General features: G+C 61.5%; 25 protein-coding genes and 4 tRNA genes. 14 read left to right on the plus strand and 15 right to left on the minus strand.

The features are described 5' to 3' along the window. The first annotated feature begins 36 nt into the window (after positions 1–36). From fur to HU218_RS15500, 3 genes are read left to right on the plus strand one after another with little or no spacing between them, the layout of a single operon-like run. Entirely contained in the window at positions 37–474 is a 438-nt protein-coding gene (gene fur, locus HU218_RS15490; protein WP_174875840.1) for a ferric iron uptake transcriptional regulator, read from the plus strand. Beyond that, positions 471–1,172 carry a leucyl/phenylalanyl-tRNA--protein transferase gene (gene aat / locus HU218_RS15495; protein WP_174875841.1) on the plus strand — a complete coding sequence of 234 codons (702 nt, stop codon included), beginning with the start codon at positions 471–473 and terminating at the stop codon, positions 1,170–1,172. The genes fur and aat overlap by 4 nt, the downstream gene beginning before the upstream one ends. Continuing rightward, positions 1,159–1,896, plus strand: a complete 738-nt coding sequence (locus HU218_RS15500; RefSeq protein WP_174875842.1) for an arginyltransferase — start codon at positions 1,159–1,161, stop codon at positions 1,894–1,896. The genes aat and HU218_RS15500 overlap by 14 nt, the downstream gene beginning before the upstream one ends. A gap of 61 nt (positions 1,897–1,957) precedes the next feature. Here the strand turns inward: HU218_RS15500 and HU218_RS15505 are convergent, their stop codons facing one another. From HU218_RS15505 to HU218_RS15535, 7 genes are read right to left on the minus strand one after another with little or no spacing between them, the layout of a single operon-like run. Beyond that, entirely contained in the window at positions 1,958–2,977 is a 1,020-nt protein-coding gene (locus HU218_RS15505; RefSeq protein ID WP_174875843.1) for a quinone-dependent dihydroorotate dehydrogenase, read from the minus strand. A 58-nt stretch (positions 2,978–3,035) separates the two neighbouring features. Continuing rightward, a complete protein-coding gene (locus HU218_RS15510) occupies positions 3,036–3,629 on the minus strand; it encodes a malonic semialdehyde reductase (protein ID WP_174875844.1) in 594 nt (197 codons plus the stop codon). A 22-nt stretch (positions 3,630–3,651) separates the two neighbouring features. Then, positions 3,652–4,446: a flagellar motor protein MotD gene (gene motD / locus HU218_RS15515; RefSeq protein WP_174875845.1), complete on the minus strand. Its 795-nt coding sequence runs from the start codon at positions 4,444–4,446 to the stop codon at positions 3,652–3,654. Positions 4,447–4,505: 59 nt separating this feature from the next. Next, positions 4,506–5,435 (minus strand): S49 family peptidase, encoded by a 930-nt coding sequence (locus HU218_RS15520; protein WP_174875846.1) that lies wholly within the window; start codon positions 5,433–5,435, stop codon positions 4,506–4,508. A gap of 13 nt (positions 5,436–5,448) precedes the next feature. Next, on the minus strand, positions 5,449–5,805 hold the full coding sequence (locus HU218_RS15525; RefSeq protein ID WP_174875847.1) for a Rieske (2Fe-2S) protein: 357 nt from the start codon (positions 5,803–5,805) through the stop codon (positions 5,449–5,451). Beyond that, a complete protein-coding gene (locus HU218_RS15530) occupies positions 5,784–6,440 on the minus strand; it encodes an HAD-IA family hydrolase (protein WP_174875848.1) in 657 nt (218 codons plus the stop codon). The genes HU218_RS15525 and HU218_RS15530 overlap by 22 nt, the downstream gene beginning before the upstream one ends. After that, on the minus strand, positions 6,430–7,371 hold the full coding sequence (locus HU218_RS15535; protein ID WP_174875849.1) for an RluA family pseudouridine synthase: 942 nt from the start codon (positions 7,369–7,371) through the stop codon (positions 6,430–6,432). The genes HU218_RS15530 and HU218_RS15535 overlap by 11 nt, the downstream gene beginning before the upstream one ends. A gap of 516 nt (positions 7,372–7,887) precedes the next feature. Here HU218_RS15535 and HU218_RS15540 point away from each other — a divergent pair. From HU218_RS15540 to HU218_RS15565, 6 genes are all read left to right on the plus strand, one after another. After that, the gene (locus HU218_RS15540; RefSeq protein WP_174875850.1) at positions 7,888–10,767 is read left to right on the plus strand and encodes an Rne/Rng family ribonuclease; all 2,880 of its coding nucleotides are present in this window, start codon (positions 7,888–7,890) and stop codon (positions 10,765–10,767) included. A 92-nt stretch (positions 10,768–10,859) separates the two neighbouring features. Continuing rightward, positions 10,860–10,935, plus strand: a tRNA-Asn gene (locus tag HU218_RS15545). A gap of 26 nt (positions 10,936–10,961) precedes the next feature. Then, positions 10,962–11,037 (plus strand) — tRNA-Asn (locus tag HU218_RS15550). A gap of 47 nt (positions 11,038–11,084) precedes the next feature. Continuing rightward, positions 11,085–11,160, plus strand: a tRNA-Asn gene (locus tag HU218_RS15555). A gap of 47 nt (positions 11,161–11,207) precedes the next feature. Then, positions 11,208–11,283, plus strand: a tRNA-Asn gene (locus HU218_RS15560). A 108-nt stretch (positions 11,284–11,391) separates the two neighbouring features. Then, positions 11,392–12,267 (plus strand): substrate-binding periplasmic protein, encoded by an 876-nt coding sequence (locus HU218_RS15565; protein ID WP_174875900.1) that lies wholly within the window; start codon positions 11,392–11,394, stop codon positions 12,265–12,267. Positions 12,268–12,272: 5 nt separating this feature from the next. Here HU218_RS15565 and HU218_RS15570 read toward each other — a convergent pair whose 3' ends face one another. The 4 genes from HU218_RS15570 to recA form a co-directional block, all read right to left on the minus strand. Next, positions 12,273–13,019 carry a substrate-binding periplasmic protein gene (locus tag HU218_RS15570; protein ID WP_174875851.1) on the minus strand — a complete coding sequence of 249 codons (747 nt, stop codon included), beginning with the start codon at positions 13,017–13,019 and terminating at the stop codon, positions 12,273–12,275. Between the two features lie 119 nt (positions 13,020–13,138). Then, positions 13,139–15,769, minus strand: coding sequence for an alanine--tRNA ligase (gene alaS, locus HU218_RS15575; protein ID WP_174875852.1), 2,631 nt, complete (start codon positions 15,767–15,769; stop codon positions 13,139–13,141). 148 nt (positions 15,770–15,917) lie between these two features. After that, a complete protein-coding gene (recX, locus tag HU218_RS15580) occupies positions 15,918–16,373 on the minus strand; it encodes a recombination regulator RecX (RefSeq protein ID WP_174875853.1) in 456 nt (151 codons plus the stop codon). Beyond that, positions 16,373–17,431, minus strand: a complete 1,059-nt coding sequence (gene recA, locus HU218_RS15585; RefSeq protein WP_174875854.1) for a recombinase RecA — start codon at positions 17,429–17,431, stop codon at positions 16,373–16,375. Before recA ends, recX begins: the two co-directional genes overlap by 1 nt. Before the next feature lie 246 nt (positions 17,432–17,677). Between recA and hrcA the strand changes: the two genes are divergently transcribed. The 5 genes from hrcA (at position 17,678) to recR (ending at position 22,936) form a co-directional block, all read left to right on the plus strand. Then, entirely contained in the window at positions 17,678–18,703 is a 1,026-nt protein-coding gene (gene hrcA, locus HU218_RS15590; protein ID WP_174875855.1) for a heat-inducible transcriptional repressor HrcA, read from the plus strand. Positions 18,704–18,740: 37 nt separating this feature from the next. Continuing rightward, entirely contained in the window at positions 18,741–19,784 is a 1,044-nt protein-coding gene (gene mltB, locus HU218_RS15595) for a lytic murein transglycosylase B (RefSeq protein WP_174875856.1), read from the plus strand. Between the two features lie 67 nt (positions 19,785–19,851). Beyond that, positions 19,852–21,822 (plus strand): DNA polymerase III subunit gamma/tau, encoded by a 1,971-nt coding sequence (dnaX, locus tag HU218_RS15600; protein ID WP_174875857.1) that lies wholly within the window; start codon positions 19,852–19,854, stop codon positions 21,820–21,822. A 6-nt stretch (positions 21,823–21,828) separates the two neighbouring features. Then, positions 21,829–22,167, plus strand: a complete 339-nt coding sequence (locus tag HU218_RS15605; RefSeq protein ID WP_174875858.1) for a YbaB/EbfC family nucleoid-associated protein — start codon at positions 21,829–21,831, stop codon at positions 22,165–22,167. Between the two features lie 169 nt (positions 22,168–22,336). Then, on the plus strand, positions 22,337–22,936 hold the full coding sequence (gene recR / locus HU218_RS15610) for a recombination mediator RecR (RefSeq protein ID WP_174875859.1): 600 nt from the start codon (positions 22,337–22,339) through the stop codon (positions 22,934–22,936). A 70-nt stretch (positions 22,937–23,006) separates the two neighbouring features. Here the strand turns inward: recR and dapE are convergent, their stop codons facing one another. The 4 genes from dapE to HU218_RS15630 all read right to left on the minus strand — a co-directional run bounded on the left by dapE (position 23,007) and on the right by HU218_RS15630 (position 26,590). Beyond that, positions 23,007–24,134 (minus strand): succinyl-diaminopimelate desuccinylase, encoded by a 1,128-nt coding sequence (dapE, locus tag HU218_RS15615; protein WP_174875860.1) that lies wholly within the window; start codon positions 24,132–24,134, stop codon positions 23,007–23,009. After that, positions 24,131–24,481: an ArsC family reductase gene (locus tag HU218_RS15620; protein ID WP_174875861.1), complete on the minus strand. Its 351-nt coding sequence runs from the start codon at positions 24,479–24,481 to the stop codon at positions 24,131–24,133. Before HU218_RS15620 ends, dapE begins: the two co-directional genes overlap by 4 nt. A gap of 129 nt (positions 24,482–24,610) precedes the next feature. Beyond that, on the minus strand, positions 24,611–25,726 hold the full coding sequence (locus tag HU218_RS15625) for a PilT/PilU family type 4a pilus ATPase (protein WP_174875862.1): 1,116 nt from the start codon (positions 25,724–25,726) through the stop codon (positions 24,611–24,613). A 132-nt stretch (positions 25,727–25,858) separates the two neighbouring features. Then, positions 25,859–26,590 (minus strand): peptidylprolyl isomerase, encoded by a 732-nt coding sequence (locus HU218_RS15630; protein WP_174875863.1) that lies wholly within the window; start codon positions 26,588–26,590, stop codon positions 25,859–25,861. Positions 26,591–26,802: the final 212 nt, after the last annotated feature.

Raw genomic sequence — 26,802 nt, forward strand, 5'->3', positions numbered from 1 at the left:
GGAAGACCGCCAACCACGATATACACCGCAAAACACATGAACAAAGCCAGCCACCTGAAGGGCATCGGCCTGAAAGCCACCGGTCCTCGCCTGCGTATTCTCGATCTGTTCGAAACCAGCAGCGACCGCCATATGTCGGCAGAAGATGTCTATAAAAAGCTGCTGGCCGAGGATGCCGACATCGGCTTGGCCACTATCTATCGTGTGCTGACACAGTTCGAACAGGCGGGCATTCTGGTGCGCCACCATTTCGAGTCCGGCAAGGCCGTGTACGAGCTGAACGAAGGTGGTCACCACGATCACATGGTGTGCTACCGCTGCGGCAAGGTGACCGAATTCTTCGATCCGCAGATCGAGGAATTGCAGAACCGGATTGCCGCCGAGCATGGCTTCACCATTCAGGAGCACTCGCTGTACCTGTATGGCGAATGTAGCGACTGCGCCAGCGCCGAGCCCAAAACCTACCGTCGATGATCCCCATCCTGGGGGAGGCTTATGCTTTCCCCCCGCTGACGCGCGCACTTGCCGAGCCTGACGGGTTGCTGGCTGCCGGTGGTGACCTTGCCTGCGGCCGCCTGCTGGCAGGCTACCGGCGCGGTATCTTTCCCTGGTTTTCTCCCGGCGACCCAATTCTGTGGTGGGCACCGTCGCAACGCATGGTGCTGGAGCCCGGCGGTGTGCGGGTAACCCGCTCGCTGGCCAAGGCGCTGCGCAACAAGCCGTATACCTTCCGTTTCGATACCGCGTTCGAGCAGGTGGTGCGTGAATGTGCCGCACCGCGCGACGGCCAGTCCGGTACCTGGATCACCGATGACATGATTGCCGCCTATTGCGCATTGCATGCCGCAGGTCACGCGCATTCCGCCGAAGTCTGGCAACAGGGCCGGCTGGTGGGCGGCCTGTACGGCGTGGCGGTTGGCCGCATGTTTTATGGCGAGTCGATGTTCCACCGGGTGAGCGATGCCTCCAAGATCGCGCTGGTGCGTACGGCCGAATGCCTGTTTGCCAACGGCTTCGGCATGATCGATTGCCAGATGTTTACGCCGCATCTGGAAAGCCTGGGCGCGCATCTTGTCCATCGCGACGAATTTGTTGCTAGACTCGAAACGTACATCTTGCAACCGGCTCCAGCGGCCATGTGGGACACCGAGTTTTGCAATGAGCCATCGTGACGACGCCGTAGCGATCATTCACTTTTATGCCCCCGCGCCCTATGCCTGCAGCTATCTGGATGCCCGGCAGGCGCGCTCGCAAGTGGCAATTCCCGCCGATGCGATAGATAGCAGCGTGTATTCCAAGCTGGTCGGACTGGGCTTCCGCCGTAGTGGCCACTTTACCTATCGGCCCTATTGCGACGATTGCCATGCCTGCATTCCGGTGCGCATTCCGGTCGCAAAATTTGTGCCGGATCGCAGCCAGCGGCGGGCATACCGCAGACATGGCAATCTTTCCTGTGCCATCTTGCCGTTGACGTTTGTCGAAGAGCACTACCAGTTGTACTGCCGCTACCAGAAGGCACGCCATGATGGTGGCGGCATGTCGGAAGATGATCCGGCGCAGTACGCCGAATTCATTTTGAAGAGCCGGGTGGAGAGCTGGCTGGTGGAGTTCCGCGAGAATGGCGTATTGCGGATGGTCAGCCTGATCGACCGGCTGGATGACGGTCTGTCGGCGGTGTATACCTTTTTCGACCCGGATGTGGTCGGGGCGGCATACGGGGTCTATGGCGTGCTGTGGCAGGTAGAGCTGGCCCGCAGCCTGGGCTTGCCGCATGTGTATCTGGGCTACTGGATCGGCGAGTCGCCCAAGATGGTATACAAGCAGCGCTATCAGCCACTGGAAAAGCTGGAGGATGGCCGCTGGGTCGCATTTCCGCCGCCGTCCTCGGTGTCATGAGCCTTTTCCGGATACAAAAAGCCCGCTTCGGCGGGCTTTTGCTTGGGCAGGTTGGCCGCACTCAGCGCGATTGCAGCGCCTTGGCACACTCGGCAATCAGACCCGGGCCTCGGTAGATCAGGCCGGAATACAACTGTACCAGCGTGGCGCCAGCGTCGATTTTTTCCTTGGCATCCTCGCCGCACAGAATGCCACCGACGCCGATGATGGGCAGGGCGCCATCCAGTGTACGGGCCAGCTTGCGGATCAGCGCGGTAGAGCGATCGCGTACCGGTGCACCGGACAGGCCGCCGGCCTCGTTTTCCAGTGGATGGCCGGCAATTTCGCTGCGCGATAGCGTGGTATTGGTGGCAATGACCGCATCAAACTGGTGTTGGGTCAGCAGGCGGCCAATAGCCTCGATCTGCTCGTCGTCGAGATCCGGCGCGATTTTGACTGCCAGCGGCACGTAACGGCCATACTGGTCGGCCAGTCGTGACTGGCGGTTTTTCAGCGCCAGCAGCAGGTCGGACAGCTCGTCTGCCTGTTGCAGCTGGCGCAGGTTTTTGGTGTTGGGCGACGAAATGTTCACCGTGACATAGCTGGCACACTCGTACACCTTGTCCAGACAGATCAGGTAATCGTCCTTGGCCTGTTCGATCGGGGTGCTGGCATTCTTGCCGATGTTGATGCCGAGGATGCCCTTGAAGCGGCTCTGGCGTACATTCTGCAGCAACGCATCCACACCCTTGTTGTTGAAGCCCATGCGGTTGATGATGCCCTGATGCTCGGGAACGCGGAACAGGCGCGGCTTGGGGTTGCCATCCTGCGGGCGCGGGGTGACGGTGCCGATTTCGATGAAGCCGAAGCCCAGTGCCGCCAGCGCATCGATATGGTCGCCATTCTTGTCCAGACCGGCCGCCAGGCCGATCGGGTTGGGGAAGGTGAGTCCCATCGCCTTTACCGGGTTGCGGCCAACCTTGCCGGCTACCAGACCCGACAGCTGCAGCTGGTGCGAGATATCCAGCATTTTCAGTGTCAATTCATGCGCTTTTTCCGCATCGGTCTTGAATAGCAAGGGGCGTATCAGAGGGTAAAGCATGGTGACTCCGGGTAATGAAAACGCCCGGTATTATAACCGGGCGTGATGTCTGGTGGGGTTAGGCGATCTGGCAGGCGTCTTCGAAGGCAAATCGCGGCGAGCGTTCGTGCAGTCTGCTGGCCTCGCCGTAGCCCAGGTTGATCAGGAAGTTGGCCTTGATATTGCCCTGCGGGAAGAAGGCGGCCTCTACCTTGGCAGCGTCAAAACCGGACATCGGGCCGCAATCCAGACCCAGTGCCCGGGCGGCCATGATCAGGTAGGCGCCTTGCAGCGAGCTGTTGCGGAAGGCGGTGCCCTGGATCACGGCGTCGTTGCCGGCGAACCAGCTGCGGGCATCCGGGCTGTGCGGGAACAGTTTGCCCAGTTGCTCGTAGAACTGCATGTCCATGCCGACGATGACGGTTACCGGTGCCTGCATGGTTTTATCGACGTTGCCTTCGGACAGGCAGGGCTTGAGCTTGGCCTTGGCTTCCGGCGATTGCACGAACACAAAGCGGGCCGGCGAGCAGTTGGCACTGGTCGGTCCCATCTTCAGCAGATCGAACAGTTCGCGCAGGGTGCTCTCGCTGACCTTGCGATCCTGCCAGTGGGTATGGGTGCGGGCGTCGGTAAACAGTTGTGCCAGCGCGGCCGGTGTGATGTGTGTGGTCATGGTGGTTTCCTTGGCTGGGCGTTTATGGAGTAGGGGTGCCGGCGCCTTCGGCCGGTAGCGAATCCGCTTGCGTCGCGGCATTGGAAATGATGGTGATGGCCACGCGGCGATTCTTGGCGCGGCCTTCAGGGGAGTCGTTGTTGGCCGCCGGTTTGGTTTCCGCGCGGCCAACGGCAACGAGGCGTTCCGGCGCAATGCCGTTCTCCATGAACAGGCGCACGATGCTGCCGGCGCGTGCGGCGGACAGCTCCCAGTTCGACGGGTACATCGCATTGCGGATCGGGGTATTGTCGGTAAAGCCTTCTACCCTGATCTGGTTGTCTACTGCGGCCAGCTGCTGTGCCACGCTGGCCAGCAGTTGCGGCGAGTTGCCAAGCGGTGTGGCCTGGCCGGCCGGGAACAGCGCCGTGTCGCGGATTTCAATGTGAATGCCCTCGTCGTCCTGGCGCATGGAAAGCTGGCCGCCCTGGATCAGTGGCGATAGCGTTTTGGCCAGGCCGCTGGTGAGGGTTTCCAGCTTGCGCCGTTCGCGCAGCCGGACTTCCCCCTTGACGGCGGTGGCAATCGGCTTGGTGTTGGGCAGCTCGATCATGGTGTTGGCACTGCCGGATGGCGGTGTGGCCTGAATCGCCAGACTGCCCTCGCGGAATGCATCGAACATGGCGCTGGACAGCACCCGATACTTGCCTTCATTGACTTGCGAGATCGAGTACATCACCACGAAGAAAGCAAACAGCAGGGTGATGAAGTCGGCGTAGGAAACCAGCCAGCGCTCGTGGTTTTCGTGTTCTTCTTCCTGCTTGCGGCGTCGCGCCATGTGCGGTCCCCTCGGGTAGAGAATACGGCCTGCGGCCAACCTTGATCCAGGGTGGCGGTTTATAGCCAGTGGCTGTCAAACAGCGTCTGGAGGCTGCCATGGAATACAACGCCAATCTGGCGCGCCATGCGGCTGGCAAAGTCGTCGTCCGGTGTGTAATCCACCACGGTGTCGGCCTTGATGATGTCACGGGCAACCGAGTTCACCGAACCCAGTCCGTCGGCCAGTCCCAGCGGGATGGCGCTGCTGCCCAGCCAGACGCGGCCGCTGAACAGCTCCGGATCATTTTTCAGACGTTGGCCGCGCCCCTGTTTGACGACGGCAATGAATTGCTGATGGATTTCATCCAGCAGCGACTGGCGGATGGCTTCCTGGCGCGGGTTCTGCGGCGAGAACGGGTCGCCCATGCCCTTGTTGCTGCCGGCGGTCGCCAGGCGGCGTTCGATGCCGATCTTGCCCATCGCCTTGTCAAAACCGAAGCCTTCGGAGATCACGCCGATGGAGCCGACCAGGCTGGCCTTGTCCACGTATATGCGGTCGGCGGCGGCGGCAATGTAATAGCAGCCGGAGGCGCAGACTTCTTCTACCACGACATAAAGCGGAATCGACGGGTGGCGCTTTTTCAGCAGCCGGATTTCGTCGTTGGCAATGCCGGACAGCGCCGGGCTGCCGCCGGGGCTGTTGGCGCGGATAATGATGCCGCGGGTATCCGGATCGGCGTACGCCTGCTTTAACCCTTCAAGCAGTTTGGCACCGGCTTGGCCCTGGCTATCGATTACCCCTTCGAGGGCCACCGTGGCAGTGTGTTTGCCGGCATGTTCGCGCTCGAAGCCGGAGCTGCTGAACAGCAGGAACAGCAGTGCAATGGCGACGCCTAGCCACATCAGGCGGAAGAAAGTTTTCCAGCGTCGCGTACGGCGTTGCTCGATCAGGCCGGCGCTGGCCAGCTTTTCGATCAGCTGGCGCTCCCAGTGCGGTTCGTGCTCCACGGTGCTCCTTATGTCAGATGTCGGTTTCGGGCAGATAGTATATCTGGCCGTCACATTCTGCTACGCGCAGCTTGAACAGGCCAAGACCATGACAGGGACCGGCAATGCAGAGGCCGTTGTCCGGCTGGTACAGGGCGCCGTGCAGGCTGCAGATCAGTAGTTGGCCGCTGCTGTCAAAGAAGCGGCCATCCTGCCAATCCAGTTCGGTGGGGACGTGACGGCAGCGGTTGAGATAGGCGTGCACGGTGCCATGGCTGCGAATGGCAAAGGCGGCGGCGGTCTCGCCGTGCCATTGCACTTCGAAGCGGACACCGCGGCCGCCATCCTGCAGCTCCTCGCTGCGGGCAATCAGTTGCCGCTGAGCAGCCATGCCTGCAATTCGGCAAAGCTGTGGAAGATGGCGCGCGGTTCGCAGTCTTCCAGGTCTTCCAGCGGGTGGGCGCCGTAGCTGACGCCGGCCGCCATGGTGCCGGCATTGCGGGCCATCAGCAGGTCGTGCGTGGTGTCGCCGACCATCAGCGTGCGTGCCGGCAGCATGCCCAGCTGATCGGTGATCTGCAGCAGCATCTCCGGATGCGGCTTGGACTGGCATTCGTCTACGGTGCGGGTGGTGAGGAAGTGCTTGCCGATGCCGGTGGCCGCCAGTACGCGGTCGAGACCGACGCGGCTTTTGCCGGTGGCAACCGCCAGCAGGTAGCCGGCATCTTCCAGTGCGGCCAACCCTTCCACGACACCTTCGAACAGTTCGATGGTCTCGTCGCCGGACAGGTAGTGATGGCGATAGGCCTGCACCATGTCCTGGTAACCACTTTCCGGCAGGCCGGGGCAGACATGGCGCATGGCATCCACCAGGCCAAGACCGATGACGTGGCTGGCGCGTTCGCGCGGTGGGGTTGGCAGGCCAAGGTCGCGGCAGGCTGCCTGGATGGAATGCACGATGTGGGCGGTGGAGTCCATCAGGGTACCGTCCCAGTCGAACACGATCAGATCAAGTTCATGCTTCATGTGTCAGCGTATCCAGAAAACGGGTCAGTTCCGCCGGTAGCGGTGCGACAAGGTTCAGCGGCTCACCAGTCAGCGGGTGGGGGAGTACCAGGTTGGCCGCATGCAGGAACATGCGCTTGAGGCCGCGTTTTTGCAATTCGCGGTTGGCGGCAAAGTCGCCGTATTTCTCGTCACCGGCGATCGGGCAGCCGCTTGCCTGCATGTGGACGCGTATCTGGTGTGTCCGTCCGGTGCGCAACAGCGCTTCTACCAGCGTAAGTCCCTGGAAGCGTTGCTGCACGGTAAAGATGGTGTGCGCGTAAATGCCCTGGTCGGCATCGACGCGTACCATGCGCTCGCCTGTGGGGGTGTGAAAACGGTGTAGTGGCAACTTGACGTGCTTGAGGTTGGTCGGCCAGCTGCCCAGCCCCAGCGCGAAGTAGCGTTTCTGGGGTACGTCGTTGCGAATCATCTCGTGCAGCTTTACCAGCGCCGAACGCTTCTTGGCGATCATCAGCAGGCCGGATGTCTCGCGATCGAGACGATGCACCAGTTCCAGATAGCGTGCTTCTGGCCGCGCGCGGCGCAACTGTTCGATCACGCCAAACGATACGCCGCTGCCACCATGCACGGCGACACCGGCGGGCTTGTTGATCACCAGCAGGGCGTCATCTTCGTACACGATGGGAAACTCGCAGCCGGGTACGCTTTCTTGCGACGGCCGCTCGGCAATGCGGATCGGCGGGATGCGCAGCTCATCACCGATTGCCAGCTTGGTTTCGGCCTTGGCACGGCCTTTGTTGACCCGGATTTCACCGGAACGGATGATGCGGTAGATGTGGCTCTTGGGAACGCCGCGCAACAGCCGGACCAGATAGTTGTCCAGTCGCTGTTCGGCGCCGTTTTCGTCCACACGGTGCAGGGTTACAGAATCTTTGCGAATGTCAGTCATAATGCTTATACTTCGTGGGCTTTTCGCCATGTTTTCGTGCGACAAGCTCACCGGAAAAGGGTCGCAGACAGGATGTTTGCGGCGCTGCTGCGCAACACCGACTGGCCGGCTGGCTTATTGCCAGACCTGACGCCGGTTTCCCGGGCGCAGCCAAGGTTGTCTCGCTCACCCCAAAGTAGCGATGTTAATGCATTTGTATGCATGACGCACTCACGCCAGTTTTCACTCTGAAACGCCAAGCCAGTTTCGGGGTTTGCAGCAAAGTTTGCCCCGGCGTGGCCTGCCGCACCCAATTCGTTCCCGCCAGTGTTTAAAGCTGTCTGGAGGGAACAATCCAGAAGCCGGAAGCCGTACATGGTTACCGGGGGCCACGTGATACTAGACAGGAAGTCGGCTTAGTACATCGTTGTATTGCGCTCTTTACTCTACGCTTCTTTCGGAATGCGCCCATCCCACACATTGGGCCGTCAAATACTTGCTGTAACCCTTGCGTGAGTGTGCGCATAGGGACTTTTAATGAAACGCATGCTTTTCAATGCGACGCAGGCAGAAGAACTGCGCGTCGCTATTGTTGATGGGCAAAAGCTCATCGACCTTGATATCGAAACCGTCGGCAAGGAGCAGCGCAAGGGCAACATCTACAAGGGGACGATCACCCGTATCGAACCTTCGCTGGAAGCCTGCTTTGTCGATTACGGCACCGAACGTCACGGTTTTCTGCCGTTCAAGGAAGTTGCCCGCTCTTATTTCCAGAACTACGACGGTGGTCGTCCGCGCATTCAGGACGTGCTGCGCGAGGGTATGGAAGTTGTCGTGCAGGTCGAAAAGGACGAGCGCGGCAATAAAGGCGCGGCACTGACCACCTATATCAGCCTTGCCGGCCGTTATGTCGTCCTGATGCCGAACAATCCACGAGGTGGTGGTGTTTCCCGCCGCATCGAGGGTGAAGAGCGTCAGGAGCTGAAGGATCTGCTGGCACAGCTTGAAGTGCCGGGCGGCATGAGCCTGATCGCCCGTACCGCAGGCATTGGCCGCAACCTGGAAGAACTGCAGTGGGATCTCAACTACCTGCTGCAACTGTGGCGTGCGGTTGATGGCGCGGCTGGCGCCCAGTCCGCGCCGTTCCTGATTCTGCAGGAAGGCAGCCTGGTTATCCGTGCCATTCGCGACTACTTCCAGCCGGATATCGGTGAGATCCTCATCGATACCGAGGAAATCTACGAGCAGGCCCGCCAGTTCATGAGTCACGTGATGCCCAACAACGTTGGCCGCGTGAAACTGTATAAAGACCCGGTGCCGTTGTTTTCCCGTTTCCAGATCGAACACCAGATCGAAACCGCCTTCTCGCGCAGCGTGACGCTGCCGTCCGGTGGTGCCATCGTGATCGACCACACCGAAGCACTGGTTTCCGTTGACGTGAACTCGGCGCGTGCCACCAAGGGCGCGGATATCGAGGACACCGCCTTCCGCACCAACCTGGAAGCGGCAGAAGAAATTGCCCGTCAACTCCGTCTGCGCGACCTGGGCGGGTTGATCGTTATCGATTTCATCGATATGGAAAACCCGAAGAACCAGCGCGACGTGGAAAACCGCCTGCGCGACGTACTCAAGCACGACCGTGCCCGCGTGCAGATGGGCAAACTGTCACGTTTCGGTCTGCTGGAACTGTCGCGTCAGCGCCTGCAGCCGTCGCTGGGTGAAACCAGCCACGTGCCGTGTCCGCGTTGCCACGGTATCGGTTTTATTCGCGGTATCGAATCCTCCGCCCTGCATATCCTTCGCATCATTCAGGAAGAGGCGATGAAGGAAAATACCGGTGCGGTGCATGCACAGGTGCCGGTGGATGTGGCGACATTCCTGCTGAACGAGAAACGTGCCGAGATCTACTCGATTGAGGCGCGTCTTGATGTGGCTGTGGTGCTGATCCCCAATCTGCATCTGGAAACGCCGCATTACCAGATTGTTCGTGTCCGTCATGATGACTTGGCAGAAGTTGGCGATGCGCCGAGCTACCGCCGTGTGGAAATGCCGGAGCAGACCGATGTGCTGCCATTTGGTCAGGAAAAGGCCAAGCCGGTACGTCTGGAAGCTGCAGTGAAGGGGATTACGCCTGCCCAGCCGGCGCCGGTAGCGGCAGAGCCGCAAGTGGTTGCGGCTCCTGCGGTTGCGGCTACTGGTGAAAGCTTGCTGGGCAAGATTGTCGGCTGGTTCAAGGGTTTGCTGGGAGAGGCTCCGACTCCGGTTGCCGCACCAAAGGCAGAAGTTAAGAAGCCCGCCGGTCGTGAACAGCGTGGTCCGCGTCAGCGCAACGAGCGTCGCGGCAATGGCAATGGTCAGCGCCGTGAGCGCGACGAGCAGCGTGGTAATCGTGATGCTGGTCGCGATGGTAATCGTGAAGAGCGCCAGCCACGTCAGGATGAGCGCCGCCGTGGTGGCGCGCAGGATGCCGTGGCACGTGATGAGCAGGCGCCGCGCCAGGAGCGTGCCCCGCGTCGCGAGCGCGAGCCGCGTGAAGTACGCGAACCGCGTGACAACAGCTCGCGTAACGATGCCGTAGAGGGTGAGGTGGTGCGCGAAGGTCGCGACCAGGGGCAGCGTAACGAGCGCCGCCGTGAGCGCAATCGCGATGCCAATAAAGAAACGCAAGTTGCGGCCAACGTCGAGGCTGGTCTGGTGGCTGCGGAGGCAGTTGCCGAGCAGGTGGCCGACGCGGTAACCAACGAGCAGGTGCCGGCAGTTGAAGCGGGCGAGCAACAGCGTGAGCCGCGTGAGCGTCGGCGCCGTCGTTCGCGTCGCGATCGTCGCGATGATGTTGCCAATACCGAAGTTGTGGCAGAAGCCAACGTGGTGTCTGACGCAGCGGAGGGGGCAGAAGTGCCGTTGGAAGTTGCCGCCATTCAGGAGCCGGAAACGGTTGCTGATGTAGCCGTGACAGTAGCTGACGAGCAAGTTGTTACTGTCGCTGCAGATGAAGCCGTCTCGGCGGTAGTCGAGTCCGTTGTGTCGCAACCGGAAGCTGTCGAGGACGTTGCCCCGGCGGCAGCTGTCGAGCCGGTTGTGGTTGCTGCAGAGGCCGTAGTCGAGATCGCCGAGGTTGTTGAGGCTGTGCATGTCGTTTCCGACGAGCAGCCGGCAGTGGTTGCTGAGCCGGAGGTTGCTGTTGCCGAAGTGAAGGTTGCAGAGCCTGTGGTGGCGATCAATGTCGCTCCGGTGGTGGCGCAGCCGGCGGACTTGGGCGGGTTGGTGATGGTGACAACCCGTGCCGCCAGCGAACAGCCGCAAGCTATTGAAGTGGCTGAAGAACCCAAGGGCAAGCGCCGCCGCGAGGTGGTGCGTGAGGTTGCCGAAGTTGCTTCGGTTGAACTGGTGCAGGTGCAGACCCGCAACGATGGCTAAGCGCTGAAAGTGCCGTCAGGCCTGAAAAGTTTCCGTTTTCAGGCTTGACGAAACACGAAGTGCTGCCTAAAATGCGCAGCTCTTGAAACGAATCCCTGATAGCTCAGTTGGTAGAGCGACGGACTGTTAATCCGCAGGTCGCTGGTTCGAGCCCAGCTCGGGGAGCCAGTTTCGAGTGAGCAGTAAATTTGTGTTCCCTGATAGCTCAGTTGGTAGAGCGACGGACTGTTAATCCGCAGGTCGCTGGTTCGAGCCCAGCTCGGGGAGCCAAACAATTTGGAAGCACCGGTTGTGCCGGTGGTTCATGCAAGATGTGTTCCCTGATAGCTCAGTTGGTAGAGCGACGGACTGTTAATCCGCAGGTCGCTGGTTCGAGCCCAGCTCGGGGAGCCAAACAATTTGGAAGCGCCGGTTTTGCCGGTGGTTCATGCAAGATGTGTTCCCTGATAGCTCAGTTGGTAGAGCGACGGACTGTTAATCCGCAGGTCGCTGGTTCGAGCCCAGCTCGGGGAGCCAAAATTGAAGCCCACGGTTTTTGCCGTGGGCTTTTTTCATTTCCGGGAGCTTGCCCCATGTCATCCGATAATTGGTTATGCTGTGAGTACGCAACCATTGGGATAAATGATGCAATTCACTGTTAAGCCTTGGCGGGTAGGGCGACTGTGCCATGTGTTGCTGCGGTTGATGCTGTTGCTGATGTCGACAGAGGCTATGGCCGTACAGGCGTTGCACTACTTTCCAGCCGGCCCCATTTATGAATACCGCTGGAAAGTGCTGGAGCTTGCCTTGGCACATGCCAGTCTGGCCGATACGCCAACATTGCTGCCGTTTGCCGAGGAGGCATCGCAGGATCGGGCTATGGCACTGCTGCAAGGTGGTGGCGGCATCGATGTGATTGCCTTGGGCGTCAATCGCGAGCGCGAGGCGCATATGTTGCCGGTAAAGATAGATATCAGCCAGGGCATGGTGGGTTATCGTGTGCTGATCATCCGTTCGGCGACGCAGGAACAGTTCCAGCGGGTAGGCTTGGCTGAACTGCGCATGCTGAAGTTCGGGCTTAACGAAGCTTGGGCGGACGTGCCGATCATGGAGGCTAACGGTTTGCACGTCGTGAAGGCATCCGGGTACGAAAACCTGTTCACCATGCTGGCTGCCGGCAGGTTTGACGCTTTCCCGCGTGGGCTCAACGAAGCTGCGCGCGAGCTGCGGCAGCGTCGGCTGCAATTTCCGCAGCTGGTGCTGGAGCCATCTCTGGCGCTGTATTTCCCGTATCCGATTTATTTCTGGGTACGCAAGGATAATCTGGCACTGGCGCAGACCATCGAGCGCGGACTGAAGTTGGCTCTGGCCGATGGTTCCATGCGACGTCTGTTCGAACGCTACTACGCGAAGGAGATTGCCGAGTTGCGTGCCCACCCGCGGCGCGTGTTCCAGCTGGGCAACCCGGTGTTGCCGGAAGGCGAGCCATTGCCTGATACCAGCTGGTGGTGGCGGCACTGATTCGTTCAGGGGTTAATACCGGCCTGTTGCAACGTGCTGGTGATGATTTTGTTGCTTTCACCATTGGCATTCATCTGCAGTAGGGTTTGCCGCAGGCTGTGTATTAGCTTTGGACGTGTGCCGCGGCTTGCTGCCAGATAGAGCGTGTAGCGCTTCAGCAAAGGGCCACGCTGCAGGCTGTCAGTTGCCATACCTTGTTGCTGAAGCAGGAACTGCAGCGAAGGCGAGGACTGAGCCAGGTAATCAATGCTGCCGTTGTGTACTAGCCGCAGGCAATCGGCGTAACTGCTGGCGATGATCAAGCGCGAAGTTTTGAAGCCGGTCTCGCGGATGCTTTCCTCACTGGCGTCTTGCTGAACAGTGCAGATGCTGCAGCAATCGCGAATCTGATCGATGGTCTGCTGGCTGCGCCCGGTTTTGTGCCATAGATAGACGCTGTCTTGTCCAAGCTGCGCGACCCAGATAAACCGTGACTCCCTGCTTGGCGTTCTGGCTAGTGCGAACACCAGTGTATCTGGCCGCAACGCGGTCTGAGCCAGGCTGCGAGACCACGGATAGACATGGATTTCACTTGGCAGATGGTTGCGCAGCAATGCGGTACGAATCACGCGCGCGTAGGCGCCGTTGGCGATCTGCGCGTCGCGCAGGGTGCTATAGGGCGGCCAGTTTTCGGTCACGGTAAGCAATGGGCTTGCTGCTGCCGCAGCGGCTAGCGGCAGCAGCAAGCCGAAAAGCATGAAATTCGCACGCATGGAGTACCTCGGCAGGGGGGGCGCAGGGTTTCTTTTAGTGTGGTCTACCGACGGCAACAGGCAAGAAAAACGGCTACCCGTGGGTAGCCGTCTAGCGATGAGGTAGGTTGGCCGCAGCCTTACTTGGTTGCTACCCAGTCGCGGGTGCTGGCCAGTGCCGTGGTCAGGTTTTCCGGCTGGGTGCCGCCGGCTTGGGCCATGTCCGGGCGGCCGCCGCCTTTGCCGCCGACTTGCTGCGCCACGTGGTTAACCAGTTCGCCGGCCTTGAAGCGGCCAGTCAGGTCTTTGGTAACGCCGGCAATCAGCGCCACCTTGCCATCGGCCTTGCTACCCAGCACGATCAGTGCCGAGCCCAGCTTGTCCTTCAGCTTGTCCAACGTGTCGCGCAGGGTGGCGTTATCGGCGCCTTCCAGTTCGGCAGCCAGCAGTTTCACGCCATTCACTTCTACCGCCTGCTCGGCCAGGCTGTCACCGGCCGATGCTGCCAGCTTGGCTTTCAGTGCTGCCAGTTCCTTCTCCAGCGCCTTCAGGTCGCCCTGCAGGTTGCCGATCTTGGCCAGCACTTCGTCGTTGCTCTGCGCCTTCAGGTTGGCCACAGCGGCTTTCAGCAGGCTGTCCTGCGCCTGGACATAGGCCACAGCGCCTTCGCCGGTAACGGCTTCGATACGACGCACACCTGCAGCTACACCACCTTCGGACACGATCTTGAAGAAGCCGATATCACCAGTGCGGTTCACGTGGGTGCCGCCGCACAGTTCAGCAGAGAAGTCGCCCATGGTCAGTACGCGCACTTCGTCGCCGTATTTCTCGCCGAACAGTGCCATGGCACCGGCACGCACGGCGTCATCGAAGGCCATCACGCGGGCGCTGACTTCGTAGTTGGCCGCAACCACGTGGTTTACCACGCGCTCGATTTCGGCAATTTCCTCGGCAGATACCGGCTGGCCGTGGGCAAAGTCGAAGCGGGTGCGCTCGGCATTCACCAGCGAGCCCTTCTGCGCCACGTGGCTGCCCAGCACCTTGCGCAGCGCCGCGTGCAGCAGGTGAGTGGCGGAGTGGTTGCGCGCGGTGGCCTGGCGCTTGTGCAGGTCGATGGTGGCCTGCACGGTGTCGCCCACGCTCAGGCTGCCGCGAGCCAGGCGGCCGGTGTGGCCGAATACCGCGGACTTGATCTTCTGGGTGTCGGCCACGTCGAACAGCGCGCCCACGCCGCCGGCGGTGGAAATCTCGCCCACGTCGCCAACCTGGCCGCCGCCCTCGGCGTAGAAGGCGGTGTTGTCCAGTACCACGATGCCGTCATCGCCGGCATTCAGGGTGCTCACCGGTTCGGTGCCCTTGTACAGCGCGATTACCTTGGCATCGACGCTGCTGCTGCCATAGCCGTGGAAGGTGGTGTCGGCACCGTCGTAGCTGACATTGCCTGCCACCTTGAAAGCGGAAGCGGCACGTGCACGGGTACGCTGCTCTTCCATGGCGCGTTCGAAGCCTTCCAGATCCACTTCGATATTGCGCTCGCGGCAGATGTCGGCGGTGAGGTCCACCGGGAAGCCGTAGGTGTCGTACAGCTTGAATACGGTATCGCCGTCCATGGCGGTCTTGCCGCCGGCCAGTGCGGCATCCACCAGCGCCATGCCGGTGTCCAGGGGTTCGGCGAACTTGATTTCTTCCTGGCGCCGTGCGTCCTCGATCACGGCCTGTTGCTGGCGCAGCTCGGGGTAGGCATCGCCCATCTCGGTAACCAGATCGGCCACGATCTTGTGGAAGAACAGGCCTTTCTGGCCCAGCTTGTAACCGTGGCGGATCGCACGGCGGGCAATGCGGCGCAGCACGTAGCCACGGCCGTCGCTGGACGGCAGGATGCCGTCGGCGATCATGAACGAGCAGGCGCGGATGTGGTCGGCGATCACTTTCAGCGACGGCACGTCCTGGCTGTACGGCACGCCGGTTTCGCGCGCAGCTGCGCGTACCAGGCAGGCCAGGCCGTCGGTTTCGTAGTTGGAATGCACGCCCTGCAGTACGGTGGACAGTCGCTCCAGGCCCATGCCGGTATCCACGGATGGTTTCGGCAGCGGATGCAGGGTGCCGGTTTCATCGCGGTTGAACTGCATGAACACGTTGTTCCAGATTTCCATGAAGCGGTCGCCGTCTTCATCCGGGCTGCCCGGAGGGCCGCCGGCAACGGAGGGGCCGTGGTCGTAGAAAATCTCGGTACACGGGCCGCAGGGGCCGGTGTCGCCCATGGTCCAGAAATTGTCGGAGGCGTACGGTGCGCCTTTGTTGTCGCCGATACGGATGATTTTTTCTGCAGGCAGGCCGACGGTCTTGTGCCAGATGTCGTATGCCTCGTCATCGCTGGCATAGACCGTTACCAGCAGCTTGTCCTTCGGCAGGTTCAGCCACTGCTCGCCGGTCAGGAACTCCCAGGCGTAGGTAATGGCATCGTGCTTGAAATAGTCGCCAAAGCTGAAGTTGCCCAGCATTTCGAAAAAAGTGTGATGGCGCGCTGTATAGCCAACGTTTTCCAGGTCATTGTGCTTGCCACCGGCGCGCAGGCATTTCTGACTGGTGGTAGCGCGGGTGTAATCGCGCTTTTCGAAGCCGAGGAATACGTCCTTGAACTGCACCATGCCGGCGACAGTGAACATCAAAGTCGGGTCGTTGCCCGGAATCAGACTGCTGGATGCCACCACCTGGTGGCCCTTGCCGGCAAAAAAGCCGAGAAACTTCTGGCGAATTTCTGAGTTTTTCATGGTTTATCTGTGGGTTCCGCTATCGTTGGCTTTGCGCGCCCTTGCTTGGCAGCGGTGGGCGGAAAGAATTCGGTTCGATTGTGGCAACCCTTGCCAGTGCTGGCAAGGGTTGTGACGGCGATGGTGCGGCCAACTTTGTTGCGACGCGTTATTCGCCGTCCGCAAAGTCGTCGCTGCCGGCGATGACCTGGCGGATGATGTCCATGCCGAAGCCGCGGCCGGCGAGAAAGCGCATCTGCTTGGCGCGCTCGGCGGCATCGGCCGGTGGTTGGCCGAATTTCTTGCGCCATTGCTCGCGGGCAGTGGCCAGTTCGTCCTGGCCGGACAGGGCGTCGCGGATGGTGTCGCGGTCGATGCCGCGCTCGCGCATTTCCATCTCGATGCGGCGGTTGCCGTATTTGCGGCTGCGGCTGCTGGCGAACTGCTCGGCAAAGCGGCTATCGGATTGCCAGCGGTTGGCGGCCAACTCGTCGAGCAGTGCTTCCAGCTCCTCGGCGCTGTCGGCAAACGGCGCGAGCCGCCGCTTCAGTTCCAGCCGCGAATACTCGCGACGGGACAGAAGATCGACGGCTCGTGCCTTGAGGCTTTTGCCTGTCTCTGCCATCAGGCGTCGAAGGTGTCGTCAATCAGCTCGTCCTCATCGTCGGGCTGACCTTCGGTGATTTCCACCTTCACACCCACAGCTTCACGGATCTTGCGCTCGATTTCCTGGGCGATAGCCGGATTGTCACGCAGCCACACGCGGGTATTGTCCTTGCCCTGGCCGATTTTCTGGCCGTTGTAGCTGTACCAGGCGCCGGACTTCTCGATGAAGCCGTGCTCTACGCCCAGCTCGACGATTTCGCCCTCGCGGCTGATGCCTTCGCCGTACAGGATGTCGAAAGAGGCTTGCTTGAACGGCGGCGATACCTTGTTCTTCACCACTTTGACGCGAGTCTCGTTGCCGATGATCTCTTCGCCTTTCTTGATGCCGCCGATACGGCGGATGTCCATGCGTACGGAGGAGTAGAACTTCAGGGCATTGCCGCCGGTGGTGGTTTCCGGGCTGCCGAACATCACGCCGATCTTCATGCGGATCTGGTTGATGAAGATCACCAGGGTGTTGGTACGCTTGATGTTGCCGGTGAGTTTGCGCAGTGCCTGGCTCATCAGGCGAGCGTGCAGGCCAACGTGGTTGTCGCCCATTTCGCCTTCGATTTCGGCTTTCGGTACCAGTGCGGCCACCGAGTCCACCACGATGACGTCGACGCCGCCGGAGCGCACCAGCATATCGGCGATTTCCAGTGCCTGTTCACCGGTGTCCGGTTGCGAGATCAGCAGCTGCTCTACCGATACGCCCAGTTTCTGCGCGTATTGCGGGTCCAGTGCGTTTTCCGCGTCGATGTAGGCGCAGGTACCGCCCAGTTTCTGCGCTTCGGCGACTACCTGCAGACACAGCGTGGTTTTACCGGAAGATTCCGGACCGTAAATCTCGACAACACGGCCACGGGGCAGACCGCCGACACCCAGTGCCAGGTCGAGGCCGAGCGAACCGGTGCTGATCACCTGCAGGTTTTCGGTGATCTGGTTGTCGCTCATGCGCATGATCGAGCCTTTACCGAACTGCTTCTCGATCTGTGCCAGGGCCGCGGCTAGGGCTTTGCTCTTGTCTTCGGCTGCCATGCTTGCTCCATTCAATTCTAACTGGGGGTGTATCAGGAAAGTTTTTTGATTATGTACGTTTTCATCTGGCGTGCCAAATAAAAATGCAAATCAACGATGTAAGTGCGCCACACATGCGGGCGGCAGGCGGTGAACCAATCGGCGGATTATCGCACAAAACAGCATGCGGCCAAGCCGGTGCCGCCGGTGACTGACCGTGCAGGCAGGGGCTTTTGGGGATGGGGTAGCTGTGCAAGAATGCCGATTATGCTGAACGAACGCACGCAACATCTGCTGAAGGTCCTGGTCGAGCGGTATATCGCCGACGGCCAACCGGTGGCATCCAAAACGCTGGCGGCAGTTTCCGGTCTGGAGCTGTCGTCGGCTTCCATCCGCAATATGCTCGCCGACCTGGAGGAGCTGGGGCTGATTGCCTCACCGCACACTTCGGCGGGGCGGATTCCCACGCCGCGCGGTTACCGGATGTTTGTCGACCGGCTGCTCACCGTGCAGCAGTTGGCCGCGCCGACGCTGGCGGAGCTGAAAAGCGGCATCCAGCCGGACAGCCCGCAACGGGTGGTGCTGGCGGCGTCACAGATGCTGTCGGAGCTGACCCAGTTTGCCGGCGTGGTGATGACGCCGCAGCGCACCGATGCCGCCTTCCGGCAGGTGGAGTTCCTGCGTTTGTCCGAGCGCCGCATCCTGCTGATCCTGGTGACGCTGGATGGCGATGTGCAGAATCACCTGTTCCATACCGGCCGCGATTACACGCCGAGCGAGCTGGTGGAGGCTGCCAACTTCCTTAACCTGCATTACGCCGGCCAGCAGCTGGACAACGTGGCCAGCCGGGTGGAAACCGAGCTGCGCCAGTTGCAGGGCAATATTTCCGAGCTGATGGCCGCGGCGATCCAGTTCGGCCGCCAGGCGTTGCCCGGCGGCGACGATATCGTGATCCGCGGCGAGGGCCGCCTGCTTTCCGTTAGCGACTTCTCCAGCGATCTGTCGCGTCTGCGCGAGCTGTTCGACACCTTCCAGCGCAAGACCGAGCTACTGCAATTGCTGGAGCAGAGCCGGCGCGCTACCGGCGTCAACCTGTTCATCGGCGAAGAGTCTGGTGTCGTACCGCTGGACGATTGCAGCGTGGTGATTGCCCCCTACAAGCTGAACGGGCAGGTGGTCGGCACCCTGGGGGTGGTTGGCCCGACGCGCATGGCTTACGAGCGGGTCATCCCCATTGTCGACATCACCGCGCGGCTGGTATCCAGCGCGCTCAATTTCAATGAACAGCCGTAAGCCCGTCCGGGTTGCGGCCAACCTTCAGGAGATCTCCATGCGAGCCTTGTGCCGTTTGGCCCTGGTGGCCATGCTGGCCTCCGTTACTGCCGCCCAGGCCGATGTCGGGCTGCTGATGCGCCCCGATGTGCAACGTTTCATTGACGAACAGGTGGCGCAGGGCGGCATCAGCCGTGCCGAAATGGAAACCGTATTCGCCAATGTCGAGCCCAAGCCGAACATCATTGCCATCATGGATCGCCCGTCAACGGCGCGACCGTGGTTCCAGTTCCGCCCCAATTTCTACAACGAGCGCCTGCTGCAGGAAGGCGTGGCGTTCTGGCAGCAGAACGACGCACTGCTACAACGCGCCGCCACGCAATACAAGGTGGAGCCGGAAATCATCGTCGCCATCATCGGCATCGAGACCCGCTATGGCCGCGTAACCGGTGGTTTCCGTCTTGCCGATGCGTTGAGTACGCTGGCGTTCGACTATCCGCGGCGTGCCGAATTTTTCCGTAGTGAATTGGCCGAATTTTTCCGGCTGGCACACAGCGAGAACATCAATGCGCTGAGCCTGAAGGGCAGCTATGCAGGCGCAATGGGCATGCCGCAATTCATGCCGTCCAGCTTCCGCAAGTGGGCGGTGGATTTCGACGGTGACGGCCATCGTGACATCTGGAACAACCCTGCCGATGCCATTGGCAGTGTGGCCAATTATTTCCAGTTGCATGGCTGGCTGGGGGGCGATGATGTAGTGGTGCCGGCCGAGGTGGTGCCGGGGCCGGCCATTGATGAGCTTGTCGCCGACAAGTTCAACCTGCACCTGACCGTCGCCGAACTCAAGGCCAAGGGCATCACGCCGCAGGCACCGGTGCGCGACGATGCGCTGGCGGTGCTGGTACCGCTGGAAGTGGCGCCGGGCGAGACCCGCTACTGGCTGGGGCTGAACAATTTCTACACCATCACCCGCTACAACAAGAGCACGCTGTACGCGATGGTGACGCACGAGCTGGCGGATGAAATCCGCAACCGCTACCTGGCGGCGCGCTACGCGCCAGCGGCAGCCGCGGCCAACCCCGAGGCCGCCGCCGGCAACTGATCCGTGCCCGGCACTGGTGCAGCAGCCGGTGTCGGCGCTGGGGTAAAAACTGCTAGAATCGCCCGCTATGACTTATCAAGTTCTCGCCCGCAAGTGGCGCCCCAAGCGCTTTGCCGATCTGGTCGGCCAGGAGCACGTGGTTCGTGCGCTGTCCAACGCCCTGCGCGAATCGCGGCTGCATCACGCCTACCTGCTGACCGGTACCCGCGGCGTGGGCAAGACCACCATCGCCCGCATTCTGGCCAAGAGCCTGAACTGCGAGACCGGCACCGGCGCCGAACCGTGTGGCGAATGCCAGGCCTGCCGCCAGATCGACAGCGGCCGCTATGTCGACCTGCTGGAGATCGATGCCGCCTCCAACACCGGCATCGACAATATCCGCGAAGTGCTGGAGAACGCACAGTACGCGCCGACCATGGGCCGCTTCAAGGTGTACATCATCGATGAAGTGCACATGCTGTCGAAGAGTGCCTTCAACGCCATGCTGAAGACGCTGGAAGAGCCGCCGGCGCACGTCAAGTTCATCCTGGCCACCACCGACCCGCAGAAAGTGCCGGTCACGGTATTGTCGCGCTGCCTGCAATTCAGCCTGCGCAACATGACGCCGCAACAGGTGGCCGGCCATCTCGCGCATGTGCTGGATGTCGAGGGTGTGGTGTACGAAGCGCCGGCGCTGGCACTGCTGGGCCGCGCTGCCGCCGGCTCGATGCGCGACGCACTGTCGCTGCTGGATCAGGCCATTGCCTACGGCGTAGGCGAAGTGCGCGAAGACGGTGTGCGCGCCATGCTGGGCGCGGTGGACAAGCGCTACCTGTTTACGCTGCTGGATGCGCTGGCCGACGCCGATGGTGCGCGACTGATGGCGGAAGTGGAAACGTTGGCCGCACGCGGCATCGGTTTCGACAATGCGCTGGCCGAGCTGTCCAGCGTGCTGCATCAGCTGGCGCTGGCGCAGAGCGTGCCGGAGGCCATCGCCGCCGACGAGCCGGAACGCGATGCGCTGTTTGCGCTGGCGCAGCGCATCGGCGCCGAAGACATCCAGCTGTACTACCAGATTGCCCTGCATGGCCGCCGCGACCTGGCGCTAGCACCGGACGAACACGCCGGCTTCAGCATGACCATGCTGCGCATGCTGGCGTTCCACCCGCTGCATGCCGGTGACAGCACGCCACGGCCATTGCCGAGCGCGCGCCCGCAAGGCGTGCCGCCGCCGGCTCAGGAAGGAATGGCGGTGCCTGCTGGTGGCGCATCGCCGGTGAAGGCGCTGTTGGCGCAGATGAGCGGCAAGAGCGAGCGCAGCGTGCCGTCAGCCGACAAGGCGGCGGCGATCGAACCCGAACCAGAGCCCGCGCGGACGGCACCTACGCCGGTTGCCCCAGCCGTCTCGGTGGTGGCGTCCGCGCCCGTAGCACCGCCGGAAGCACCGTTGCCATGGGAGGAACAAGCGGTTGCTCCCGCTTCCGCACCTGTAGCGCCGCCAGTCGTTGCGCCGGTAGTGGTGCCTACCGTCGTGGTGGCGGAAGCCGACGAAGAAGACGAGCGCGAGCCGGAGCCGGAAGAGCTGCCCAGCTATCTGATGGATGAGGAAGCCGAGCTGGCGACCTACGCGCAGGGTGACGTAACCGCGCCTTCGGGCTACGATACGCCGCCATTTGATGGCGATTGGTCGGCACTGATCACCATGCTCAGCGCCAAAATGGGTACGGCGCGCATGCTGGCGCAGAATGCCGCGCTCAAATCCTGGGATGGCCATGTGTTCGAGCTGGCCGTGCCGGAAGCTTTCCGCAACCTGGCTGGTCCCGATTACCAGAGCAAGTTGAAGGCGGTACTGGCTGCCCACTTCGGGAAGGAAGTGCAGCTGCGTGTCAGCGTCGAGACGCTGGACATGGAGACCCCTGCCATGCGCGATGCCCGTTCGCGCCGCGAGCAGTTGGCCGTCGCCCGCCAACATATGGAAAACGATCCCCTGGTTCAGCAGCTGGTGCGCGAGATGGGCGCCATGCTGCTGGCCGAAACCATACAACCCGTTCAGGAGTAGCACACGATGTTTGGCAAAGCCGGAATCGCGGGCCTGATGAAGCAGGCTCAGCAAATGCAGGAAAACATGAAGAAGGCCCAGGAAGAGCTGGCCAATGTCGACGTGGAAGGCCAGGCCGGTAACGGCCTGGTGAAAGTCACCATGAGCTGCGCGCACGTGATCCGTCGCGTCAACATCAGCGACAGCCTGCTGGAAGACGCCAAGGAAGACAAGGACATGCTGGAAGACCTGATTGCCGCCGCGTTCAACGACGCCGCGCGCAAGGTGGATGAAACCACCCAGCAGCGCATGTCCGGCTTCACTGCCGGCATGAACCTGCCGGCCGGCATGAAGCTGCCGTTCTAAGCAGCTGGTCGTACCCTGAGCACACGGCTGACGCGGATTGCACCGTTGTCGCCGTGTGTTTTGTTTTGTATGCCCGTCCTGCGCCACGAGGTGGTGTCACTCGCCAGCGAGCTTTGCCGTCTGGCGGTGCGGTGATGTGTGCAGCTTTTCTGTGGCGAACAAGATGTCGATGAAAAATCCCCCCTCGCTTGATCAGCTGATCGCGGCGCTCAAGGTGTTGCCGGGTGTCGGTCCCAAGTCGGCGCAGCGCATGGCTTTTCACCTGCTGCAGAAGGACCGTGGCGGGGCCGACAAGCTGGCGCGCGCACTGGACAAGGCGCTCTTGAATCTGCGCCATTGCGAGCGCTGCAATACCTTCAGCGAGGTGCCGCTATGTAATGTTTGCGCCGATGCCGAGCGCAAGCAGAACCTGCTGTGCGTGGTGGAGATGCCGGCCGATCTGCTGATGCTGGAGCAGTCGCGCAGCTACGATGGCCTGTATTTCGTGCTAATGGGACGGCTGTCGCCGATGGATGGCGTCGGGCCGCAGGATCTGGAGCTGGAAAAATTGATCGCCCGCGCCACCGACGGCCAGGTGGAGGAGGTGATCATCGCCACCAATTTCACTGCCGAAGGCGAGGTGACCGCGCACCTGATCGGCGAAATGCTCAAGGCGCAGGGGCTGCGGGTGACCCGCATCGCGCGTGGCATGCCGGTGGGCGGTGAACTGGAACATGTCGATCCGGGCACGCTGGCGCAGGCGATGTACGAGCGCCGTAATCTGGCGTGATGCGGCCAACGTTGGCCGCACGAAAAAGCCGCCCCAAGGGGGCGGCTTTTTGTTGTGCTGCCGGCGCCGGTTAGGCCAGCAACTTGAGCAGTGTCTTCTCGTAAATCCTGGACAGCGGCTCGATGTCGTCAACGCTCACGCACTCGTTGAGCTTGTGAATGCTGGCGTTGATCGGCCCGAACTCCACCAGCTCGCGGGCAATGCGCTTGATGAAGCGGCCATCGGAGGTGCCGCCGGTGGTGGACAGCACGGTCTCGACGCCGGTGACTTCGTGGATGGCACTGCCGATGGCATCAGTCAGCGCACCCGGCTGGGTGATGAACGGGTTGCCGGACAGCAGCCAGTGCAACTCGTAGGCCAGGCCGTGGCTGTCCAGAATCTGGTGCACGCGATCCTTCAGTGTTTCCGCGGTGTGCTCGGTAGAAAAGCGGAAGTTGAACTTGATGTCGCAATGGCCCGGAATCACGTTGGTGGCGCCGGTGCCGGAATGGATGTTGGATACCTGCCAGCTGGTGGGCGGGAAGTACTCGTTGCCGTCGTCCCACACTTCTGCGGCCAACTCGGCCAGTGCCGGTGCGGCCAGGTGAATCGGGTTTTTCGCCAGCTGCGGGTAGGCGATGTGGCCCTGGATGCCATGCACGATCAGGTGGCCGGACAGCGAGCCGCGGCGACCGTTCTTGATGGTATCGCCGAACACCTGGTCCGAGGTCGGCTCGCCGACGATGCAGTAGTCGATATGTTGGCCGCGCGCTTCCAGTGCCTCCACCACGCGCACGCTGCCATCGGTGGCCACGCCTTCCTCGTCGGAGGTGATCAGGAAGGCGATGGTGCCGGCATGGTTCGGCCTGGCGGCGACAAAGCGTTCGGTGGCGGTGATGAAAGCGGCCAGCGAGGCTTTCATGTCGGCGGCGCCGCGGCCGAACAGGTGGTCATTGCGGATGGTGGGGTGGAACGGGTGGCTCTGCCACTGGTCCACCGGGCCGGTGGGGACCACATCGGTATGGCCGGCAAAACACAGTACCGGGCCGCTATGGCCGCGGTGCGCCCAGAAGTTGCTGACATCGCCGAACGGCATGCGCTCGATGGTGAAACCCATGTCTTCCAGGCGGGCGATCATCAGCTCCTGGCAGCCTTCGTCGCGCGGGGTAATGGAGTCCAGCTGCATCAGTTGCTGGGTCAGTTCGAGAGTGCTGCTCATTTGCCGAATGCCTCCTGCCATTGCTCGGCCTTGAAGCCGACGCTGAGCTTGCCGGCGTTGTCTAGTACCGGGCGCTTGATGATGGACGGTTTGGCCTGCAGGAGTGCAATGGCGCCGTCAACGTTGGCCGCCTGCGCTTTTTCTGCATCGCTGAGTGCGCGCCAGGTGGTGCCGGCGCGGTTGATCAGCTTGTCCAGACCGATTTCGCCGATCCAGTGGCCCAGCAGGGCAGCATCGACGCCCTGTTTCTTGAAATCGTGAAAAGTGAAGTCCAGCTGTTGCGCGGTCAGCCACTGGCGGGCTTTCTTGACCGTATCGCAGTTGGGAATGCCGTACAGGGTAATCATGTGAGTGTCGCGCCTTTGACGGTGGCTGTGGTGGGCCGGGGGCGGACTACCCCCGGTGGGTCAATGCAAGGCCGTCATTGTCCCTGAATCTGCCGCCAGGCTGCAATCCGCGCCGGCGCCACGCGTGACTCAGTGCTCCAGCGTAAAGCCGGAGAAGCTGGCCTGCGGGTCGGCACTACCCTTGTTGCCGCTTTCATGGTTGATCAGCCAGTACAGGTTGGTCGGGGAGTCGGCATTCTGCAGTGCGGTGTCCAGACTGATATGGCCTTCCTTGTACAGGCGGAACAGCGACTGCTCGAAGGTCTGCGAGCCGTCGCTCATGCTGGCCTCGATGGCCTCCTTGATCTTGCCGATTTCGCCGTTGCGGATCAGCTCGGCAATGTGCGGCGAGTTGATCAGCAGCTCCAGCGCCGGCCGGCGCTTGCCGTCCACGGTCTGCACCAGTCGCTGCGACACCACGGCCTTGAGCGTCTCGGCCAGATCCATCAGCAGGGCGTTGCGGTTTTCCAGCGGGAAGAAGCTGATGATGCGGTTGAGTGTGTGGTAGCTGTTGTTGCCGTGCAGGGTAGAGATGCACAGGTGGCCGGATTGGGCGTAGTTGATGGCATAGGTCAGCGTTTCGGCATCGCGGATTTCGCCGATCAGCAGCACGTCCGGCGCCTCGCGCATGGCGTTTTTCAGTGCGTTGGCGTAGCTCAGGGTATCGATGCCGATTTCGCGCTGGTTGACGATGCTTTTCTTGTGCTCGAACACGAATTCGATCGGATCTTCCACCGTCAGGATGTGGCCGCTCTGGCTGCGGTTGCGCTGCTCCAGCAGCGCGGCCACGGTCGAGCTTTTGCCGGAGCCGGTGGCGCCAACCACGAATACCAGCCCGCGCTTGAGCTGTACCAGATCCTGCAAAGTTGGCGGCAGGTTGAGGTGCTCTAGGCTGGGGATGACCGGGGCAATGAAGCGGATTACCACGGCGACATCGCCACGCTGGCGGAACACGTTGACGCGGAAGTTGCCGAGTTCTTCCACCTGGCGGCCGAAGTTCATTTCCAGCCCGGTTTCGAACTCTTTGATCTCGGCCTCGTCCATCATGCTGTAGGCCAGCCGTTTGACGTGCTCGCCACTGAAGGCCTTGTCATTGACTGGCAGGATGGTGCCTTCGATCTTGATCTGTGGCGCCATGCCGGCGGTAAAGAACAGGTCGCTGGCCTTTTTGTCCGCCATCAGTTTGAAGAAAGGGTGCATCAGCATGGAGGTGGTTCCGGCTTTGAAGGAGTAGTGCTAAGTCTAGTCCGAACCGCTGACAGGTTGAAATGCTTTGTGAATGGCGCCAAAAAAGAAAACGGCCGGGCAAGCCCGGCCGTTCATGTCAGTTTGCCCGGTTTAGGCAGGCATGCTGTAGCCCTTGATGTCGGCGGCCTGAACCAGGGTGTTCAGGTAGTCGTGCATCGCCTGGCGGGCTGCCATTTCGTTCAGGTATTGCTGCAGACGCGGCTTCACGTCGTCCAGGCTGATCTGGCCGCCTTCGGCGCGCTCGGTGACCTGGATGATGTGGTAACCGAACTGGGTTTCCACCAGGTTTGGGGTGATGTTGCCGGCGTCGGTACCGAATACCGCCTGTTCGAATTCCGGCACCATCTGGCCACGGCCGAACTGGCCCAGCGCGCCACCCTGCTGGCCGGACGGGCAGGCAGAGTGCTCGCGTGCCAGGTCGGCAAAGCGCGACGGGTTGGCTTGCACTTCAGCCAGCACGCCTTCGGCTTTGGCGCGGGTCAGCGATTTGCCCAGTTCGTCGCCGCCTTCGGTCTTGAACAGGATGTGGTTGGCCGCAGCGCTGTCACCCTGGCGGAAGTACTCCGGGTGAGCGTTGTAGTAGGACTCGCAGGCAGCTTCATCTACCGGCGCGAATTGCAGTTCCTTGTCCAGCAGGGCACCGATGGCTTCGCCTTCGTTGGCATTGTCGTAGCCGGCAGCACGGGCCTTGGCCAGCAGCAGTTGATGCAGTACCAGTTGCTGGATGGCGGCATCGCGCGGGTTCGGGGTCTGCTCGTGGTTCGGCAGCTCGGCTTGCACCATGGCTTCGGTAATTTCGATGCCGTTGACGGTAATGGTCATGAAAGATTCCTGTCTAAAAAGGGTTGCATCTTGCGAACTGGTGCAAGCGGAAATGTCCTGAGCAGCAAATGGGGCTGCGGGGGCGGAAATCAAGCCTGCACGTACGTTTTATGGATTCGGCATGGAAGGTGCTTTTGCCGTAAGCGGCGGTTCCTGTTACCGTGCGCCAGCCGGCGCGCCTCAGGCGGGTGCGGCCAACCTTGCCATGTGGT

Source organism: Vogesella oryzae, from assembly GCF_902829295.1.
Classification (GTDB): Bacteria; Pseudomonadota; Gammaproteobacteria; order Burkholderiales; family Chromobacteriaceae; genus Vogesella; species Vogesella oryzae.

Excerpts from the sequence above, each read along its gene's own strand:
- fur (WP_174875840.1), top strand. The coding sequence starts at position 37 with ATGAACAAAGCCAGCCACCTGAAGGGCATCGGCCTGAAAGCCACCGGT.
- aat (WP_174875841.1), top strand. The coding sequence starts at position 471 with ATGATCCCCATCCTGGGGGAGGCTTATGCTTTCCCCCCGCTGACGCGC.
- HU218_RS15500 (WP_174875842.1), top strand. The coding sequence starts at position 1,159 with ATGAGCCATCGTGACGACGCCGTAGCGATCATTCACTTTTATGCCCCC.
- HU218_RS15505 (WP_174875843.1), bottom strand. The coding sequence starts at position 2,977 with ATGCTTTACCCTCTGATACGCCCCTTGCTATTCAAGACCGATGCGGAA.
- HU218_RS15510 (WP_174875844.1), bottom strand. The coding sequence starts at position 3,629 with ATGACCACACACATCACACCGGCCGCGCTGGCACAACTGTTTACCGAC.
- motD (WP_174875845.1), bottom strand. The coding sequence starts at position 4,446 with ATGGCGCGACGCCGCAAGCAGGAAGAAGAACACGAAAACCACGAGCGC.
- HU218_RS15525 (WP_174875847.1), bottom strand. The coding sequence starts at position 5,805 with ATGGCTGCTCAGCGGCAACTGATTGCCCGCAGCGAGGAGCTGCAGGAT.
- HU218_RS15530 (WP_174875848.1), bottom strand. The coding sequence starts at position 6,440 with ATGAAGCATGAACTTGATCTGATCGTGTTCGACTGGGACGGTACCCTG.
- HU218_RS15535 (WP_174875849.1), bottom strand. The coding sequence starts at position 7,371 with ATGACTGACATTCGCAAAGATTCTGTAACCCTGCACCGTGTGGACGAA.
- HU218_RS15540 (WP_174875850.1), top strand. The coding sequence starts at position 7,888 with ATGAAACGCATGCTTTTCAATGCGACGCAGGCAGAAGAACTGCGCGTC.
- HU218_RS15565 (WP_174875900.1), top strand. The coding sequence starts at position 11,392 with ATGCAATTCACTGTTAAGCCTTGGCGGGTAGGGCGACTGTGCCATGTG.
- HU218_RS15570 (WP_174875851.1), bottom strand. The coding sequence starts at position 13,019 with ATGCGTGCGAATTTCATGCTTTTCGGCTTGCTGCTGCCGCTAGCCGCT.
- alaS (WP_174875852.1), bottom strand. The coding sequence starts at position 15,769 with ATGAAAAACTCAGAAATTCGCCAGAAGTTTCTCGGCTTTTTTGCCGGC.
- recX (WP_174875853.1), bottom strand. The coding sequence starts at position 16,373 with ATGGCAGAGACAGGCAAAAGCCTCAAGGCACGAGCCGTCGATCTTCTG.
- recA (WP_174875854.1), bottom strand. The coding sequence starts at position 17,431 with ATGGCAGCCGAAGACAAGAGCAAAGCCCTAGCCGCGGCCCTGGCACAG.
- hrcA (WP_174875855.1), top strand. The coding sequence starts at position 17,678 with ATGCTGAACGAACGCACGCAACATCTGCTGAAGGTCCTGGTCGAGCGG.
- mltB (WP_174875856.1), top strand. The coding sequence starts at position 18,741 with ATGCGAGCCTTGTGCCGTTTGGCCCTGGTGGCCATGCTGGCCTCCGTT.
- dnaX (WP_174875857.1), top strand. The coding sequence starts at position 19,852 with ATGACTTATCAAGTTCTCGCCCGCAAGTGGCGCCCCAAGCGCTTTGCC.
- HU218_RS15605 (WP_174875858.1), top strand. The coding sequence starts at position 21,829 with ATGTTTGGCAAAGCCGGAATCGCGGGCCTGATGAAGCAGGCTCAGCAA.
- recR (WP_174875859.1), top strand. The coding sequence starts at position 22,337 with ATGAAAAATCCCCCCTCGCTTGATCAGCTGATCGCGGCGCTCAAGGTG.
- dapE (WP_174875860.1), bottom strand. The coding sequence starts at position 24,134 with ATGAGCAGCACTCTCGAACTGACCCAGCAACTGATGCAGCTGGACTCC.
- HU218_RS15620 (WP_174875861.1), bottom strand. The coding sequence starts at position 24,481 with ATGATTACCCTGTACGGCATTCCCAACTGCGATACGGTCAAGAAAGCC.
- HU218_RS15625 (WP_174875862.1), bottom strand. The coding sequence starts at position 25,726 with ATGCTGATGCACCCTTTCTTCAAACTGATGGCGGACAAAAAGGCCAGC.
- HU218_RS15630 (WP_174875863.1), bottom strand. The coding sequence starts at position 26,590 with ATGACCATTACCGTCAACGGCATCGAAATTACCGAAGCCATGGTGCAA.